This window comes from Agrobacterium sp. ICMP 6402 (assembly GCF_009498615.1).
Taxonomy (GTDB): domain Bacteria; phylum Pseudomonadota; class Alphaproteobacteria; order Rhizobiales; family Rhizobiaceae; genus Agrobacterium; species Agrobacterium burrii.
This window is the reverse complement of record NZ_QSNV01000002.1, coordinates 172,450-187,910: the sequence shown is the minus strand read 5'-3', so window position 1 is coordinate 187,910 and position 15,461 is coordinate 172,450. Positions and strand designations below refer to the sequence as shown.

16 protein-coding genes are annotated in these 15,461 nt (G+C 59.0%); all 16 read right to left on the bottom strand.

The annotated features are described in order from the left end of the window. Positions 1–3: 3 nt before the first annotated feature. The 16 genes from DXT96_RS09045 to DXT96_RS08970 all read right to left on the bottom strand — a co-directional run bounded on the left by DXT96_RS09045 (position 4) and on the right by DXT96_RS08970 (position 15,397). Positions 4–1,044: an LLM class flavin-dependent oxidoreductase gene (locus DXT96_RS09045; RefSeq protein WP_153514376.1), complete on the bottom strand. Its 1,041-nt coding sequence runs from the start codon at positions 1,042–1,044 to the stop codon at positions 4–6. Beyond that, complete coding sequence (locus DXT96_RS09040; protein WP_153514375.1) at positions 1,041–1,979, bottom strand: flavin reductase; 939 nt, start codon at positions 1,977–1,979, stop codon at positions 1,041–1,043. Before DXT96_RS09040 ends, DXT96_RS09045 begins: the two co-directional genes overlap by 4 nt. Continuing rightward, positions 1,976–2,821: an alpha/beta fold hydrolase gene (locus tag DXT96_RS09035; RefSeq protein WP_153514374.1), complete on the bottom strand. Its 846-nt coding sequence runs from the start codon at positions 2,819–2,821 to the stop codon at positions 1,976–1,978. Before DXT96_RS09035 ends, DXT96_RS09040 begins: the two co-directional genes overlap by 4 nt. 11 nt (positions 2,822–2,832) lie before the next feature. Then, positions 2,833–3,435, bottom strand: coding sequence for an amino acid synthesis family protein (locus tag DXT96_RS09030; RefSeq protein WP_153514373.1), 603 nt, complete (start codon positions 3,433–3,435; stop codon positions 2,833–2,835). Between the two features lie 117 nt (positions 3,436–3,552). Next, positions 3,553–4,731, bottom strand: a complete 1,179-nt coding sequence (locus DXT96_RS09025; protein WP_153514372.1) for an iron-containing alcohol dehydrogenase — start codon at positions 4,729–4,731, stop codon at positions 3,553–3,555. 98 nt (positions 4,732–4,829) lie between these two features. Next, complete coding sequence (locus tag DXT96_RS09020) at positions 4,830–5,561, bottom strand: amino acid ABC transporter ATP-binding protein (RefSeq protein WP_153514800.1); 732 nt, start codon at positions 5,559–5,561, stop codon at positions 4,830–4,832. Positions 5,562–5,590: 29 nt separating this feature from the next. Next, positions 5,591–6,280 carry an amino acid ABC transporter permease gene (locus tag DXT96_RS09015; protein WP_006316017.1) on the bottom strand — a complete coding sequence of 230 codons (690 nt, stop codon included), beginning with the start codon at positions 6,278–6,280 and terminating at the stop codon, positions 5,591–5,593. A gap of 91 nt (positions 6,281–6,371) precedes the next feature. Further along, a complete protein-coding gene (locus tag DXT96_RS09010; protein WP_153514370.1) occupies positions 6,372–7,232 on the bottom strand; it encodes a transporter substrate-binding domain-containing protein in 861 nt (286 codons plus the stop codon). 184 nt (positions 7,233–7,416) lie between these two features. Then, positions 7,417–8,112, bottom strand: a complete 696-nt coding sequence (locus tag DXT96_RS09005) for a GntR family transcriptional regulator (RefSeq protein ID WP_149899579.1) — start codon at positions 8,110–8,112, stop codon at positions 7,417–7,419. A 157-nt stretch (positions 8,113–8,269) separates the two neighbouring features. Further along, a complete protein-coding gene (gene purU / locus DXT96_RS09000) occupies positions 8,270–9,154 on the bottom strand; it encodes a formyltetrahydrofolate deformylase (RefSeq protein ID WP_153514369.1) in 885 nt (294 codons plus the stop codon). A gap of 89 nt (positions 9,155–9,243) precedes the next feature. After that, positions 9,244–10,551: a type III glutamate--ammonia ligase gene (gene glnT / locus DXT96_RS08995; RefSeq protein ID WP_371418819.1), complete on the bottom strand. Its 1,308-nt coding sequence runs from the start codon at positions 10,549–10,551 to the stop codon at positions 9,244–9,246. Between the two features lie 83 nt (positions 10,552–10,634). Further along, a complete protein-coding gene (locus tag DXT96_RS08990) occupies positions 10,635–11,963 on the bottom strand; it encodes an FMN-binding glutamate synthase family protein (protein WP_153514368.1) in 1,329 nt (442 codons plus the stop codon). 16 nt (positions 11,964–11,979) lie between these two features. Continuing rightward, on the bottom strand, positions 11,980–12,666 hold the full coding sequence (locus DXT96_RS08985) for a GXGXG domain-containing protein (RefSeq protein WP_153514367.1): 687 nt from the start codon (positions 12,664–12,666) through the stop codon (positions 11,980–11,982). A gap of 38 nt (positions 12,667–12,704) precedes the next feature. Beyond that, positions 12,705–13,610 carry a glutamine amidotransferase family protein gene (locus tag DXT96_RS08980; protein WP_153514366.1) on the bottom strand — a complete coding sequence of 302 codons (906 nt, stop codon included), beginning with the start codon at positions 13,608–13,610 and terminating at the stop codon, positions 12,705–12,707. Between the two features lie 96 nt (positions 13,611–13,706). After that, complete coding sequence (locus DXT96_RS08975) at positions 13,707–14,372, bottom strand: helix-turn-helix domain-containing protein (protein WP_371418818.1); 666 nt, start codon at positions 14,370–14,372, stop codon at positions 13,707–13,709. Between the two features lie 44 nt (positions 14,373–14,416). Then, positions 14,417–15,397 carry a GlxA family transcriptional regulator gene (locus DXT96_RS08970; protein WP_153514365.1) on the bottom strand — a complete coding sequence of 327 codons (981 nt, stop codon included), beginning with the start codon at positions 15,395–15,397 and terminating at the stop codon, positions 14,417–14,419. Positions 15,398–15,461 lie beyond the last annotated feature (64 nt).

Below are 15,461 nucleotides of genomic sequence, written 5' to 3'. Positions count from 1 at the left end.
CGTTTACTCCTTGAAAGCCGGCATGACATCGGAAAGAAAGCGCTCCAGCGAGGCCTTCTTCCGCTCGAAGCTCATGCCGGTATCGATCCAGAAAGAATATTCGTCATAACCCATGGCCTCATAGGCTTTGAGCCGGGTAATGACCTCATCGGCACCACCGACGACATTGTTCTTGCGCATGACATTACCGGACAGCATGGCGTTCCCGGCAATATCCTCCGGTGCAATGCGCTCGATCAGACCCTGATGAACCGGCTTTTCGTTTTTGAACCACGCGAAGAAATAATTGTAATAGACGCTCATCTCATGGGCCGCCTGAGCGATATCGGCTTCATCGGAACCGACATAGGTGTGGCGCAGCAGCATGATTTTCGGCCGCTGTTTTTCCGGGTTTTTGGCGCAGGCATCATTGAAGCGACCCATCAGGGTTTCCACCTCGTCGTCGCCCTGCCAGAGCGGCGTCACCTGCACATTGCAATCATTGGCGACCGCGAATTCGTGCGAATTCGGATCACGCGCCGCCACCCAGATCGGCGGGAAGGGCTGCTGCAACGGTTTAGGGGCGGAGGTCGTGGCCGGAAATTTGAAGAACTCGCCATCATGGGCATAGTCGCCCGCCCAGACACCTTTGACGGCAGGGATCAATTCACGCATCCGCTGGCCCGCACCCCAGGCATCGAGGCCGGGAAGCAGCCGCTCGTACTCGAATGAATAAGCGCCGCGTGCGATGCCGATATCGAGACGGCCATCGCAAATGAGGTCCGTCATCGCCGCTTCGCCGGCAAGTTTGATCGGATGCCAGAAAGGCGCGATCACCGTACCGGTACCAAGACGCGCCGTTTTCGTGCGTCGCGCCAGATCGGCGATGGTCACAAAGGGATTGGGAGCAATGGTGAAATCCATGCCGTGATGTTCACCGGTCCAGATGGCATGCATGCCGCCACGGTCAGCGATTTCGCAGAGCGTCACGAACTCCTCGTAGAGCGTCTTGTGGTCCTGCGAGGCGTCCAACCGTTCCATATGAACGAAGAGGGAAAATTTCATGGGTTTGCCGCCTTCATGGAGATGGGATGGACCTTGCCGACGGTCTCGTTGCCGACATAAACGCCGAAATTGCCGATCGAACTTTCCAGCACGAAACGATTGACGATATCCGCCGTGGCGGCGGAATCGAATTTTGCGGAGCCGAGCGCACCGGGCGACAGGAACCGCCCCTGACGCGGCGCATCATCACCATCGGCCAGCGCGTGATAGACAATGTGCTGACGTCCATCCGCCTTGTTTTCATAAACCGAATAGAGAAAGCCCGTTTTGACGGAGAGCCCGGTCAATTCTTCCAGCCGCGATGTCAGCGCTGCGACCGGATCGCCGCCTGCAACGAGGCAGCCGGGCAGCGACAGCACATCATCCCCAACGAGGTAGATTTCACCGCGCCTTTCAAGAACCGCGCCAACAGCGATTTCACCCTCAGCCGCTGCCGACACCGCCTTGGCGGCCAGCATCTGTGTGAAATAACCGCCCCGCGCATAACCGAGGCCGTTCAGGCCGCTATTCTCGAAGGCGCCGATACGGCCGAGCAGGATGACATGGTCACCCGCCTGGATAACCTCCTGCATCGTGCATTCAAACCAGGCCGCGACATCGGCAAAGACCGGCGAACCCTGCGGCGCATCCGACCACACAGCGGCGGCAAAGCGGTCTTCCACCGGCCGGGCGAAGGTGTTGGACAGGTCTTTCTGGCTTTCGGACAAAATATTGACGGCAAAGTTTTTCGCGCCGGTCATCGTCGCGAAATTGCGCGAGGTACGGGCAAGGCAGATCAACAGCAGCGGCGGGTCGAGCGACACGGAGGTGAAGGAATTGGCGGTGAAGCCGACGGGCTTTCCCGCATCATCCCGCGTGGTCACGATCGTGACGCCCGTCACGAAAGCGCCGAACGCGTCGCGCAAAGAGCGCGGGTCAAGTGTTGCAACAGTCATTGCGGCTCCTCCTCTTCAGCCAGCCATTCGGCCATCAGTGCATTGACAGTTTCAGGTGCGGTCAGATTGACCATATGCCGGTGGGCATCGACGATGCGAGCGTATCCGCGCGGCGTGATCGCCGCCATCTGCTCAGCCATCAAAGGCGTCGAGTTAGGGTCATCCGAGCCGGTCAGAAAAAGCGCCGGGCAGGTCACAGACGGCCAGCGATCCGCATAGGTTTCGTCCCCACCCGCAAAGGCCGTATAGGCGACCGCATAACCTTCCGGATCGACCATATCCAGCCAGCCCCGCGTCAATTCCCGCGCGTGCAGGCTTTTGGGATCGTCGCCGAACCAGCGCAGCAACGGGCCTTCCTTATCCACGCCGGTGGTGCGGATCGATGCCGCGCGTGCAAGAACCGCAGCCTTCGCCACCGGATCACGGCGATAAACACCGTTCAGATAACCGACGCGTGCAATGCGATCGCCGAAGGTCGCAGCGGCCCCGCCGGAAATCAGCGCACCCATGGAATGCCCGGCAACATTGGCACGCGTAATCCGCATATCGTCAAGAAACCGGCCGAACCAGCCGACGAAATCCGTAAGCGTGCTACCGGCGGGCAGACGCTCGCTTCCGCCATGCCCCGGCATATCGACGGCGATGACGCGGTGCGTTCTGGAAAACACCTCGATCTGCGGTTCCCACGCTTCGAGCCGCATTCCCACACCGTGGATGAGGATCAGATCCTCACCGGCACCGGCCTCGAAATAGGCCGCCCCGCGCTCGGTCGTCTTGCGGGGGAGCGCGGCAGCACCTGCCTTTGCAACATTGACCGATGATGTGGTTGCCCCCTCCTGCATTTGCATAGCCCTCAAACGCCGGCCGGATTGGTGACATCCTGACCAAGATCCTTCAGATCCTGATACCGGTCGCCGATGCGGTGGTGGGGCCGGCCGCCGACGGAAGCGCCGAGTGCAACCACGATCTCGTCCGCAGCCGGAGCGTCCGGAACGGAGGTCTGGATGGTCAGATAATGCGAACGACGGCCTTCATCGTTCTTGTCCATCAACGGGATCATGATCGGCGCGTTGCCCGGACCACGGGTGTTGCAGAAGGCGAGATAGGACTTGGCGCCAACCGCGTGACGATAATGATTGCCGAAACGCAGCGTGTGGATGAGCGCGGAAGCGTGTTCGATCTCACCATCCAGCCCGACAACCGCCGCCTTGCCATAGGCCTCCACCGCCTCTCCGGAACCGACGGCATCGAGGATCATCTTTGTCAGCAATTCACCCAGCACCGGCGCGCCCGCATGGATTTCCGGCTTCAGATTTTCCACGAAGCCTTTGCCTGCCCATGGATTTTTCACGACCGCAATGGCGGTGAACAACTTCAAAGGCGTCGCGGCAGCCTTGCCTCCCTCAATCAACGTCGTTTCGACCTGTAGCAGGGTCTTGCGGATCTGGATGGACATGGGTGCTTTCTCCGTAAATATGATATCTTATGGTATGCCATAATACATAACTGTCAAGTACCGGATACGCGCCATTAGAAAATGGCACATTAGGCAGCTTTTACAGTGGCTTACGCTTTAGAAATCGTCGATGCTGCCGTCATAGGCCAGTTCATAGAGACGTGTCATTTCGGGTGGCGTTGGGACGCGCGGGTTGTTGGCGGGCGTGCCGGAAGCAAGACCCTGACGCACCATTTCCGGTACAAGTTCGAGATAACGGCTCTTATCGATGCCGAACTCCTGCGGGGTCGGCACCTTCAGCCGTTTGTTCAGGCCGATGAAGGCCTCCACCAGCTTGGTGCCGGCGACCCGGTCGCTGTCCGTGGAGGCAGCACAGCCCAGCGCACGGGCGGCGGCGGCATACTGCGGCAAAGCGGAATTCAGCGAAAACTGCGTGACCAGCGGCAACACCATCGCATTCGACATGCCGTGCGGCACGTGGAAAAAAGCCCCGACCGGCCGGCTAAGGCCATGGATCAGCGCTGTCGATGTATTCGAGACCGCAAGACCGGCATGGGTTGCGCCCAGCATCATCGCTTCGCGCGCATCCCGGTCATCAGGGTTATCAGCCACTTTTTCGAGATTTGCCCCGATCAGTTTTAGCGCGGAAAGCGCCAGTGCCTCGGAATGGGCGTTGCCGTTGCGGTTGACGAGCGCTTCCAGCGCGTGGGTCAGCGCATCGATACCCGTATCGACGGTGACGCGGTAAGGGCAGGTCAGCGTCAGCTCGTAATCGATGATGGCGGCGACAGGCAAAGCGGCGGTGCCAAGGATCAGCATTTTTTCGCTTGCCACCGTATCCGTCACAACGGCGGCGCGGGTCACTTCCGATCCGGTTCCGGCGGTCGTGGGGATGGCAATCACCGGCATGACGGCGAAATCCACGATCCGTGGCACCTTCAGGGCACGCAGCTCTTCGCCGCTGGTCGCGACGATGGCAGCCGCTTTTGCGGTATCGATGGCGCTGCCGCCGCCGAGTGCCACGAGACCATCATGGCCGCCATCGGAAATGCGTTTCACCAAAGCGGCGATCGAAATGTCCGTCGGGTCTTCCACGACATCGGCGAAAATGGCGGCTTCGATGCCTTCGCCGCCAAGCGCCTGCAAAAGTGTATCGGCATGGCCGAGCTTTTGCATGACCGGGTCGCAGACCAGCAAGGGGCGAGAAACCCCCAGTGATTTCAGCACAGCCGGCAATTGGAAACGGCTGCCGCCGCCGATCAGCATTTCACGGGGCATCAGGACACGGTTTATCATTGCGGTTCTCCGCCACTCTCATTCTGCGTTGTTCGGAACGGCTAAAGGCCCTATGACCTGAAGCGGAATATCGTTATCCCGCTCAGGCCGAGATGAGCCTAATGCGCCAGGATTTTCGAGAGGAACGAGCGGGCGCGCTCCGTCTTCGGATGGGTGAAGAAGCTGTCGCCCTCGCCGATCTCAACGATTTCGCCGCCATCCATGAAGACGATGCGGTCCGCCACCTTGCGGGCAAAACCCATCTCATGGGTTACCACCATCATCGTCATGCCCTCCTGCGCCAGCGAGACCATGACATCGAGGACCTCGTTGATCATTTCCGGATCGAGCGCCGATGTCGGCTCGTCGAAAAGCATGGCAACCGGGTCCATCGCCAGCGCGCGGGCAATGGCGACACGTTGCTGCTGGCCGCCCGACAATTGGCCGGGATATTTCTTCGCATGCGCCGTTAGCCCCACCCGCTCAAGCAGGGCGTTGGCCTTGGCAAGCGCTTCCGCCGGTGAGCGGCCGAGAACCTTCTCCTGCCCGATGCTGAGGTTTTCGAGGATCGTCATATGCGGAAAAAGCTCAAAATGCTGGAACACCATGCCCACTTTGGAGCGCAGCTTCGGCATGTCGGTCTTCGGGTTGGTCACTTCCACCCCGTTGACGGTGATGACGCCGTTGCCGATCGTCTCAAGCGCGTTCACACATTTGATCAGCGTCGATTTGCCGGAGCCGGATGGGCCGCAGATGACGACGACTTCGCCCTTGGCGACATTCAGGCTGCAATTGGTCAGAACCTGAAAATGCGGACCGTACCATTTATTGATGGATTGGAGTTCGATCATGCTGGTTGTTTGCGACATCGGACCGCTCCTCAATGTATGTCAGTCGACATGGGCCCATAGGCCTTGCCGAAGCGTTTCTCGATCCGGCGCTGGATGAGTTCCCAGGCGGTCGTCATGGCGAGGTAATAAAGGGCCGCAACCGTGAAAAGCTCCAGCACGAGGAACTTTTCCTGGATGAGCACCTGCGTGCGGCGCAGAAGCTCCTCCATGGAGATGATCGAGGCAATCGACGTCGTCTTCAGAACGCCATTGACTGAGTTGCCAAGTGGCGGAATGATGATGCGGAAGGCCTGCGGTGCAACGATGTAACGCATCACCTGCGCCTCCGTCATGCCGATGGCCCGCGCCGCGTTGATCTGGCCCTTCGGAACGGCGGCGATGCCGGCCCGGACGATTTCCGACAGATAGGCCGCTTCGCAGAGCGACAGGCCGATCAGGGTGGATTGCAGAACCGTCAGTTTGATGCCCATCTGCGGCAGGCCGGTGTAAATGATGATGAGCTGCACCAGAAGCGGCGTGCCGCGAAAGATCCAGGTGTAGAAATAGGCCGGCCCGGACAGGAACCGGTATTTCGACATGCGCATCACAGCAATGACGAAGCCGAGCGCCAGACCCGCCGTCATGGCGAAAACCGTGAGGCCGAGCGTCACCAGCGCGCCCTCGAACAGATAATAATTCGTCAGGTATTCGAAGAAACCTTCCCAGTTCCAACCCTTCACGTCTCTCTCCAGTTCATGCGGGCTCCAATTCATGCGGGAACAGTCGCGGCGAGAGCTTTCCCGCCGCGATGACAGTTCAGATGGCTGGAATTCAACCTTCCGGGCCGAGAACGGCGAGATCGCCGGGGGCAATGCTGACGCCATAACCACTCATCAGCTTCTCAAGCGAGCCATCGGCTTTCATCTCCTTCAGAGCGAGGGAGACGGCATCAGCGACGTCCTTGTTGCCGAAGGACAGCGAGCCGGGGGTGGGATACATGCCGGAAAGCGCATGGGTGAATTCGCCACGGTCCTGATACTGCTTGGCAACCGGATCGATGGATACAGCCGCCTGCACCTGGCCTGCGCGCAATGCCTGATAGACCGTCGCATAATTGTCGAACAGGTTGATGGTCATTGGCGCGAGACCGCGTTTCTTGAAGTCCTCGTTCAGTTCCTTGATCTTGCGCTCTGCATAACCGCCAATATCGGTGCTGACGGCCTTGCCGGCCAGATCATCAACCTTGGTAATGGGATCGGACGCGCCGACCGCCGTGGAAATGCTGATGGCAAGGTTTTCATAGGGGATCATGAACAGGATCTTGCGACGCTCTGCCGTCACGAACAGACCGGCATTGATCAGGTCCCAGCGGCCGCCCTGCAGGCCCGGCACCATCGTCGCATATTCGGTGCTGATATATTCAGGCTTCAGGCAGAGACGCTTGGCGATCTCATAACCCAGCTCGATGCGCAGGCCTTTCAGGACACCTTGCTGATCGGCATAGGCCATGGGCGGCAGGGTCGGGCTGGTGGCCATGACCAGATGGCCGGGCTTGATGAGATGATTGTCGGATATTTTCGGCGTGCAGTCCTGTGCAACGGCGGCACCGGCAAAAAGAGTGATGGCAACGCCCGCCAGAAAGGTTTTGGCGCGCACGGCTGTGCGTTTCCGGGAAATCGGATTCCAGTTCATATTTAGCTCCGCTCTTTATATTATTGATTATGGCATACCATCACACCAAACAGTTTACCCTGTCAAGAAGCGGACAAGTATTTTTCTAAATTATTGAAAAACAATGGTAAAATAAAAATAACGCAACCTTGCGGCTCCCGGCAGGGAAGCCGCAAGGGCGGGGCAACGAGAGCGCCGAAGACTTTCAGTCGGCGGTTTTTTGCGCCGTGAGGACGGCTTCAGCGATGGCGCAAGCGCTCGTCACATGGTCGAGTGCGGCTTTGTAGGCGGCGTCACCATCTCCCTGGCGGATCGCCTCGACAATCTTTTCCATCTGCGCCGGGCCTTCGGTATCGCGGCTTTTTGTCTTGATCGTCATGGAGCGCAGATGGTTGATCCGCACCGTCAACAGATTGACGACACCCCAGGCGACCTGCCGGTCGATCTTGCTGAACAGCGTATGGTAAAAGGACGAGGTATGCGCCAACACGCCCGGCATATCCTTGGCAACATAGCTCTCTCGAATATGTTTCAGCGAAACCTCAAGCGCCTCGACGATGGCGGGATCGCGGCGTTCGGCACAGAGCCGGGCCGCCATTCCCTCCAGTGCACCGCGAATTTCGTAAATCTGCTTGGCTTCATTGAGATCGAGCAGCGCAACCATCGGACCCTTGTTCGGCAAATTCGCGACCAGCCCTTCGGATTCCAGATGCCGCAAAACCTCGCGCACGATGGTGCGGGACACGCCGAGCTGGGCGCAGAGATCGCGCTCGACCAGACGGTCGCCGGGGCGGAAGTAACCGTTCACGATGGCATCCCGCACCTTGTCGAGCGCAAGTTCCCTCAACGTCTTCGTTGGACGCTCAACGCGAATGGCAGTTCCCTGCAAAGCACCGGTCATGGTATCACCTCGTTTGGCACATCCCGCTTCGGCTCGCCGCAAGCAGAATCGGGTTCTGGCTCTTGATATTATGGCGTACCAACTTATTTAGCCGCGCATCATCTTTATGGCAACAGCAGAGCTGCGGCAGGACGGATGGTCACAGCAGACGGAAACCTTATCCCATTCTTTCCGAGGCGTAGGAGCCGGGACCGGGTGGGAAGACAACTGTGCGGTTACCGTTGATGAAGGTGCGGTGGTGGATGTGAGCGTGGATGGCGCGGGCCAGTACCTGCGCCTCCACATCGCGGCCGAGCGACACATAATCCTCAGCGCTCTGTGCATGGGTGATACGCACGATATCCTGCTCGATGATCGGGCCTTCATCCAGATCGGCTGTCACATAATGCGCCGTCGCGCCGATCAGCTTCACGCCGCGCTGATAGGCCTGCTTGTAAGGGTTGGCGCCTTTGAACGACGGCAGGAAGGAATGGTGGATGTTGATGATCTTACCCGACATCGTCTCGCACATTCTGTCGGAAAGCACCTGCATGTAGCGGGCCAGCACGATCAGCTCCGTTCCGGTGCTTTGAGCGATATCCATGATCCGGGCTTCGGCCTGCGGCTTGTTTTCCTTCGTCACCGGAATGTGGTGGAAGGGAATATCGTGATTGACGACGACCTTCTGGTAGTCGAAGTGATTGGAGACGACGCCGACGATATCGATCGGCAGGGCGCCGATGCGCCATCGGTACAGCAAGTCGTTCAGGCAATGGCCGAAACGCGAGACCATCAGCATGACCTTCATCCTTTCGGACTGGTCATGCAAAGCCACCTCCATGCCGAACTTTTCCGAGATCGGCGCAAGCCCGGCCACAAGGTCCTCTCGCCTGGTGCCCTCCTCGGAAATGAACCCCACCCGCATGAAGAAGCGGCCCGTACCAAGATCGTCGAACTGCGAACTATCGACGATGTTGCAGCCCTTATCAGCCAGGAAGCCAGAAAGGGCGGCGACGATGCCGCGGGTGGATTTGCATGTGACGGTCAGGACGAAGTTCGTCATCTGGCGCTCTTTCTGTCATCGATATGGGAAAAAACCGCGCGGTTTGATGCGCGCGGGAAAAGCCGCAAGGGCGGCGGGGAAAACCGAGGTCAAACGTCGAGCGTGGTCTGATGCTCCCAGGCGGTGAACTGCGCGCAATAGCTGTTCCACTCGCCCTGCTTGAGCTTCAGATATGCCTTTGAGAATTCGATCCCCAACGCCTGCTGCAACTCCGCATCCTTCTCGTATTCGCGCAACGCATCGAGAAGATTGAGCGGCAGCTTCGGCGCATCCGTAACCGTGTGGCCCTCACGATACATGTCGATATCGTAGTGCGGACCGGGATCGGCCTTTGAACGGACACCGGAGAGACCGGCGGCGATGATGATGGCCTGCAGCAGATAGGGGTTCACGGCACCATCCGGCAGGCGCAGTTCAAACCGCCCCGGCCCCGGCACACGCACCATATGGGTGCGGTTGTTGCCGGTCCAGGTCACGGTGTTCGGCGCCCAGGTCGCGCCCGAAATAGTGCGCGGCGCGTTGATGCGTTTGTAGGAATTGACCGTCGGATTGGTGACAGCGGCAAGAGCGGAGGCATGTTTCATGATGCCGCCGAGAAAGGTCTTGCCCTGGGCGGAAAGCCCAAAAGGCATTGCCTTGTCGGCGAAGGCGTTGACCTTGCCGTCGAGGTCCCAGACCGAAATATGGGCATGGCAACCGTTACCGGTCAGCCCCTTAAAGGGTTTCGGCATGAAGGTGGCGCGCAACCCATGCTTTTCGGCAACGGACTTGACCATGAATTTGAAGAAGGAATGTTTATCGGCGGTCTGGAGCGCATCGTCATATTCCCAGTTCATCTCGAACTGGCCGTTCGCATCTTCATGGTCGTTCTGGTAAGGCTTCCAGCCAAGCTCCAGCATGTAATCGCAAATCTCAGCGATCACATCGTAACGGCGCATCACCGCCTGCTGGTCGTAACACGGCTTTTCCGCCGTGTCGTATTCGTCGGAAATTTTCGCGCCATCCGGCGAGATCAGAAAAAACTCCGGCTCCACGCCGGTTTTGACCCGCAAGCCTTTTTCGGCGGCTTCGGCGATGAGTTTTTTCAACACCACACGCGGCGCCTGTTCCACCGGCTGGTCTTCCATCACACAATCGGCCGCAACCCAGGCGACATCCTTTTTCCACGGAAGCTGGATGACCGACGAAGCGTCAGGCACGGCGAAAAGATCGGGATGGGCCGGCGTCAGATCGAACCATGTGGCGAAACCGGCAAAACCCGCGCCACCCTTCTGCATATCGGCGATGGCTTCGGCGGGAACCAGCTTGGCGCGCTGGCCGCCGAAGAGATCGGTATAGCTGATCATGAAATATTTGATGCCCTTTTCGGCAGCAAATGTGGAGAGGTCCAGTGTCACGTCATTCCCCTTTTTTTGGTATCAGACACTTCATTGACAAAAGACGGACGCATCCTCCCAAATGCGTCCGTCCATTATGTTGTTTAAAAACTGCCTTTCCCCGGAAACCAGTTGGTTCCCGCCAGAGGAACCTGCGCCATGGCGGCGGCCTCCATGGTCAGCGCCACCAGATCTTCCGGCTCCAGATTGTGGAGATGGTTCTTGCCGCAGGCGCGCGCGATGGTCTGCGCTTCGAGCGTCATGACCTTCAGATAATTGGCAAGGCGACGGCCGGCCGCGATCGGATCGAGGCGTGCGGCAAGCTCCGGGTCCTGCGTGGTGATGCCGGCCGGGTCTTTGCCTTCGTGCCAGTCATCATAAGCGCCGGCGGTGGTGCCGAGTTTCTGATATTCCTCTTCCCAGTGCGGATCATTGTCCCCCAGCGCCACCAATGCAGCCGTGCCGATGGCGACCGCATCCGCACCGAGCGCCAGCGCCTTGGCAACGTCGGCACCTGAGCGAATGCCGCCAGACACGATTAGTTGCACCTTGCGATGCATGCCGAGATCCTGAAGCGCCTGCACGGCGGGGCGAATGCAGGCAAGCGTGGGCATGCCAACATTCTCGATGAAGACATCCTGCGTTGCCGCCGTGCCGCCCTGCATACCGTCAAGCACCACCACATCGGCACCGGCTTTCACCGCCAAAGCCGTGTCGTAATAGGGGCGTGCGCCGCCGACCTTGATGTAGATCGGTTTTTCCCAGTCGGTGATTTCGCGCAATTCGAGGATCTTGATTTCCAGATCGTCAGGGCCGGTCCAGTCAGGATGACGGCAGGCGGAACGCTGGTCGATGCCCTTGGGAAGATTGCGCATATTGGCGACGCGATCGGAAATCTTCTGGCCGAGCAACATGCCCCCGCCGCCCGGCTTCGCGCCCTGGCCGACAACGATCTCGATGGCATCCGCGCGGCGCAAATCTTTGGGGTTCATGCCGTAACGCGACGGCAGATACTGATAAACCAGCGTCTGGCTGTGGCCGCGCTCCTCATCCGTCATGCCGCCATCACCCGTCGTGGTGGAGGTGCCGGCAATCGTCGCGCCACGGCCGAGCGCTTCCTTGGCGTTGCCGGAGAGAGCGCCGAAGCTCATGCCGGCAATGGTGATAGGCGTTTTCAACGTGATCGGCTTTTTGGCAAAACGCGTGCCGAGCGTAACTGTCGTATCGCATTTCTCGCGGTAACCCTCGAGCGGATAACGCGAGATGGACGCACCGAGAAACAACAGGTCATCGAAATGCGGAACCTTGCGCTTGGTGCCCGCGCCGCGAATGTCGTAAATACCGGTCGCAGCCGCCCGGCGGATTTCCGCCAGCGTGTGATCGTCGAATGTCGCGGATTTGCGCGGCGGGGTGAAGGGGTTGTGATAGCTCATCTAAATATCCCTAGCCTCAATACGCGTCGGCGTTGTCGATGTTGAAATTGTAGAGCGTGCGGGCCGAACCGTAGCGCTTGAACTCGCTTGGGCTGACATCGGTGACACCCGCTTTGTCGAGAAGTTCGGCAAGCTTCTCCAGATGTTCGGGCCGCATTTCCTTCTCGATGCAATCGGCACCGAGGCTCTTGACCGAACCGCGCACGAAAAGCTTCGCTTCATAAAGGGAATCGCCCAGCGCATCGCCCGCATCGCCGCAGACGACGAGGTGGCCGGACTGGCCCATGAAGGCGGACATGTGGCCGATATTGCCCTTCACGACGATATCGATGCCTTTCATGGAAATGCCGCAGCGGGAGGCGGCATTGCCTTTGATGATCAGCAGCCCGCCGCGACCGGTGGCCCCGGCATATTGCGAGGCGTCGCCCTCTATAACGACAGTGCCGGACATCATGTTTTCCGCAACGCCCGGCCCGGCCGAACCGTGCACGGTGACGGTGCCGCCATCATTCATGCCGGCGCAATAATAACCGACCGAGCCGCGCACATCGACGGTCACGGGGCTGTCGATGCCGACGGCGACGGCATGGTGGCCGCGCGGATTGACCACTTCGAATTCGGTATCGTTGACGCCGGAGGAAAGGCCGTGGAGGGCGCTATTCAGTTCACGCAACGGTGTGTGGGAGAGATCGAAAACTGGCATGGATTATGACTTTCGCAATATGCGCCAATGGACAGGTCTCAGGCGGCCTTTTCATGGTCCCAGAAATAGACGGTCGCCGGTTCCGGCTCCCAGACACGGGCATTTTCGATGCCGGGCAGATTGACCAGCGCGCGATATTCGGAGCCGAAAGCGACATATTGATCGGTCTCGGCCATCACAGCCGGCTTGCAGGCGATGGGATCGCGCACCACGCCGAAACCGGATTTGGTGCCGACGACGAAGGTGAAGAAGCCGTCTAGGTCGTCAAGTGCACCGGTCAACGCCTCGCCGAGATCCTTGCCTTTGGCCATTTCCGCCGTGAGATAGGCGGCGGCCACTTCCGAGTCGTTCTGGGTTTCGAAGCTCATGCCTTCGCGCACCAGCTCGCGGCGCAGATTATTGTGGTTGGAGAGCGAACCATTATGCACCAGGCACTGATCGGCACCGGTGGAGAATGGATGCGCGCCAAGCGTCGTCACAGCTGATTCCGTCGCCATGCGGGTGTGGCCGATGCCGTGACTGCCGGCCATGGAGCGCACGTTAAAACGGGCGACGACATCCTTCGGCAGGCCGGTTTCCTTGTAGATTTCCACGCTGTCGCCGGAACCCATGACCCGGACATCCGGGCGGATGGCGGCAAGAGCCGCACGAATGCCATCGAGCTTATCGGCAGGGATATCCAGCACCGCATGGGTGCTTTTCACCGTGACCAAGGCTTCGACACCGTTTTCGTTCAGCGCCTCGGCAAGGCCGGAAAAATCAGCGGCAGGATTAGGCGACTGGATCGTGACTTTTGCACGGCCTGCCGCAGTACTTCCGTAGATCGCGATGCCGGCCGAATCCGGCCCGCGATCGGTCATGGTGATGAGCATGTCCGAAAGCAGCTCACCCAGCTGCGGTTCAAGGCTTTTGTCCTTCAGGAATAGTCCAACAATGCCGCACATCGACAGGCGCCTCCATTCGTTTCTGAATGAAGGGCTAACATATGGAATTCCACCAAGTCAACTACCAGGAATATTTTTTTCTTCTAAGGCAACTTTTCAATCATTGGCCACCCGCCTTTGCGGATAGGAAATGATCGACAAATAGCGGGCGGGAAGCTTCATCAGTTCCTCTGGCCCATGCGGCGCATCGGCGTCGAAAAACAGGCTGTCCCCCGTCTCCATGGTGAAAAGCTGCTCGCCGTGGCGGTAAACCACCTCGCCTTCCAGCATGTACAAAAACTCCATGCCCTCGTGCTGGAAGGTCGGAAACACATCAGAATCAGTCGTCAGCGTGATGAGATAGGGTTCGACGGTGACACCGCTGGTATTGTTGTCGATATGGCCAAGCAGGCTGTATTGATGGCCGGCGCGGGTGCCTCGGCGATCGATATTCACTCCTTGACCAGCCTTGACGAAGGTGGCGCTGCGCGGCTCCTCGAAACCACGAAAAAAAGCCGTGATCGGCACACCCAGCGCCTTTGACAGCGTCTGCAGCGTGGTGAGCGACGGGGAAATATTGCCGTTTTCGATCTTGGAAAGCATGCCCACCGATACGCCCGTGGCCGATGCAAGATCAGTGACGGTGATGCCGAGCTTCTTGCGATAGGTCCGTACCTCGTGGCCAATCGCCATTTCCAGATTGTTGACCCTCGGCTCGCGAACGGCATGCGGGTCTTGCGACAGAACCTGCGCTTGCTCGACCTTGGTGGTTTCCTTTGCCATGGGATCCTCCGGCAATATCGTGTTTTTCCTTCTTTACAGGAAAACTATTTTAATTCGGAGGAAATCTTTGTCCTTAGCGCATTCGGAGTGTGGCCAAAATGGGCCTTGAAGCTTCCCGAAAAATGACCCGCACTGGAGAAGCCGGTGGCGAAGGCAACTTCCGCGATGGAGAGCGGGCTTTGTTCCAGAAGCCGCCGGGCATGATCAAGGCGGATCGCCCGATAGGTATCGAGAAAACTCGTCTTAAGATGGGTCGCGAAAAGCCGGTCCAGGTGCCGCGCGCTCGTTCCCGCCAGTTTCGCCATGTTCCGCCGGTCAAGCGGGCTTTCGATGGCCGTTTCCATTTTTTCCAGCACGGTCAGCAAGGCCGGGTGGTTGGTGCCGTAGCGCTCCGCCGAGGAGCCGCGTTGCGGCGCGCCGGGTTCGGCCACAGCCGTGTGCAGATACCAGTCGCTGACACGCCGTGCGAAATGCGCACCCATTCTCTGCGAAATCATCGCATGCATCATATCAAGTGGCGCAACACCACCCGCGCAGGTGATGCGGTCACCATCGAAAACAAACCGCGCCTGTCGGGGCGAGAGGTGGCCGAAAGCCTCCCGCAGCACCGGCGCATGTTCCCAATGGATGGTGAAATCGCGATTATCCAGCAGCCCCGCCGCTGCCAGCACATAAGCACCGCTGGAAATGCCGCCTATCCGGACACCCTGACGCGCCAGCCGCCGCAATGTGCCAAACGAATTTTCCGCAATTGCCCAGTCCTGCGGCCCGCCGCCAGCACAGACGAAAATGGTGTGGCATCGCTCGCCAGCGGCGGCGAGCGCTTCGCAATCGATATTGATGCCGGACGAGCTTCTGACAGCCTCACCATCGAAGGAGAGAGGCACGATCTCATAGAGATCGGTTCCGGCAATCAGATTGGCGGCCCGCAGCGGCTCCGCCGCCGACGCGTAAGACATCAGCGCGAAATTCGAAACGAGGACAAAACCGATCCGCTGGAGGTTCTTCTGTTCAATTGTCGTCATGTCTTTATTCTAGATTATAATGTCCTTTATCTGCAATTCTCTTTTCGACCCACCGGCTACACTC

What these genes read in the sequence shown, in the direction of transcription:
- DXT96_RS08985 (WP_153514367.1), bottom strand. Translation starts at nt 12,666, where the DNA reads ATGCCAGTTTTCGATCTCTCCCACACACCGTTGCGTGAACTGAATAGC.
- DXT96_RS09030 (WP_153514373.1), bottom strand. Translation starts at nt 3,435, where the DNA reads ATGTCCATCCAGATCCGCAAGACCCTGCTACAGGTCGAAACGACGTTG.
- DXT96_RS09020 (WP_153514800.1), bottom strand. Translation starts at nt 5,561, where the DNA reads ATGATCGAACTCCAATCCATCAATAAATGGTACGGTCCGCATTTTCAG.
- DXT96_RS09010 (WP_153514370.1), bottom strand. Translation starts at nt 7,232, where the DNA reads ATGAACTGGAATCCGATTTCCCGGAAACGCACAGCCGTGCGCGCCAAA.
- DXT96_RS08980 (WP_153514366.1), bottom strand. Translation starts at nt 13,610, where the DNA reads ATGTGCGGCATTGTTGGACTATTCCTGAAGGACAAAAGCCTTGAACCG.
- DXT96_RS09025 (WP_153514372.1), bottom strand. Translation starts at nt 4,731, where the DNA reads ATGATAAACCGTGTCCTGATGCCCCGTGAAATGCTGATCGGCGGCGGC.
- DXT96_RS09045 (WP_153514376.1), bottom strand. Translation starts at nt 1,044, where the DNA reads ATGAAATTTTCCCTCTTCGTTCATATGGAACGGTTGGACGCCTCGCAG.
- DXT96_RS09035 (WP_153514374.1), bottom strand. Translation starts at nt 2,821, where the DNA reads ATGCAGGAGGGGGCAACCACATCATCGGTCAATGTTGCAAAGGCAGGT.
- DXT96_RS08970 (WP_153514365.1), bottom strand. Translation starts at nt 15,397, where the DNA reads ATGACGACAATTGAACAGAAGAACCTCCAGCGGATCGGTTTTGTCCTC.
- purU (WP_153514369.1), bottom strand. Translation starts at nt 9,154, where the DNA reads ATGACGAACTTCGTCCTGACCGTCACATGCAAATCCACCCGCGGCATC.
- DXT96_RS09005 (WP_149899579.1), bottom strand. Translation starts at nt 8,112, where the DNA reads ATGACCGGTGCTTTGCAGGGAACTGCCATTCGCGTTGAGCGTCCAACG.
- DXT96_RS08990 (WP_153514368.1), bottom strand. Translation starts at nt 11,963, where the DNA reads ATGAGCTATCACAACCCCTTCACCCCGCCGCGCAAATCCGCGACATTC.
- DXT96_RS08975 (WP_371418818.1), bottom strand. Translation starts at nt 14,372, where the DNA reads ATGGCAAAGGAAACCACCAAGGTCGAGCAAGCGCAGGTTCTGTCGCAA.
- DXT96_RS09040 (WP_153514375.1), bottom strand. Translation starts at nt 1,979, where the DNA reads ATGACTGTTGCAACACTTGACCCGCGCTCTTTGCGCGACGCGTTCGGC.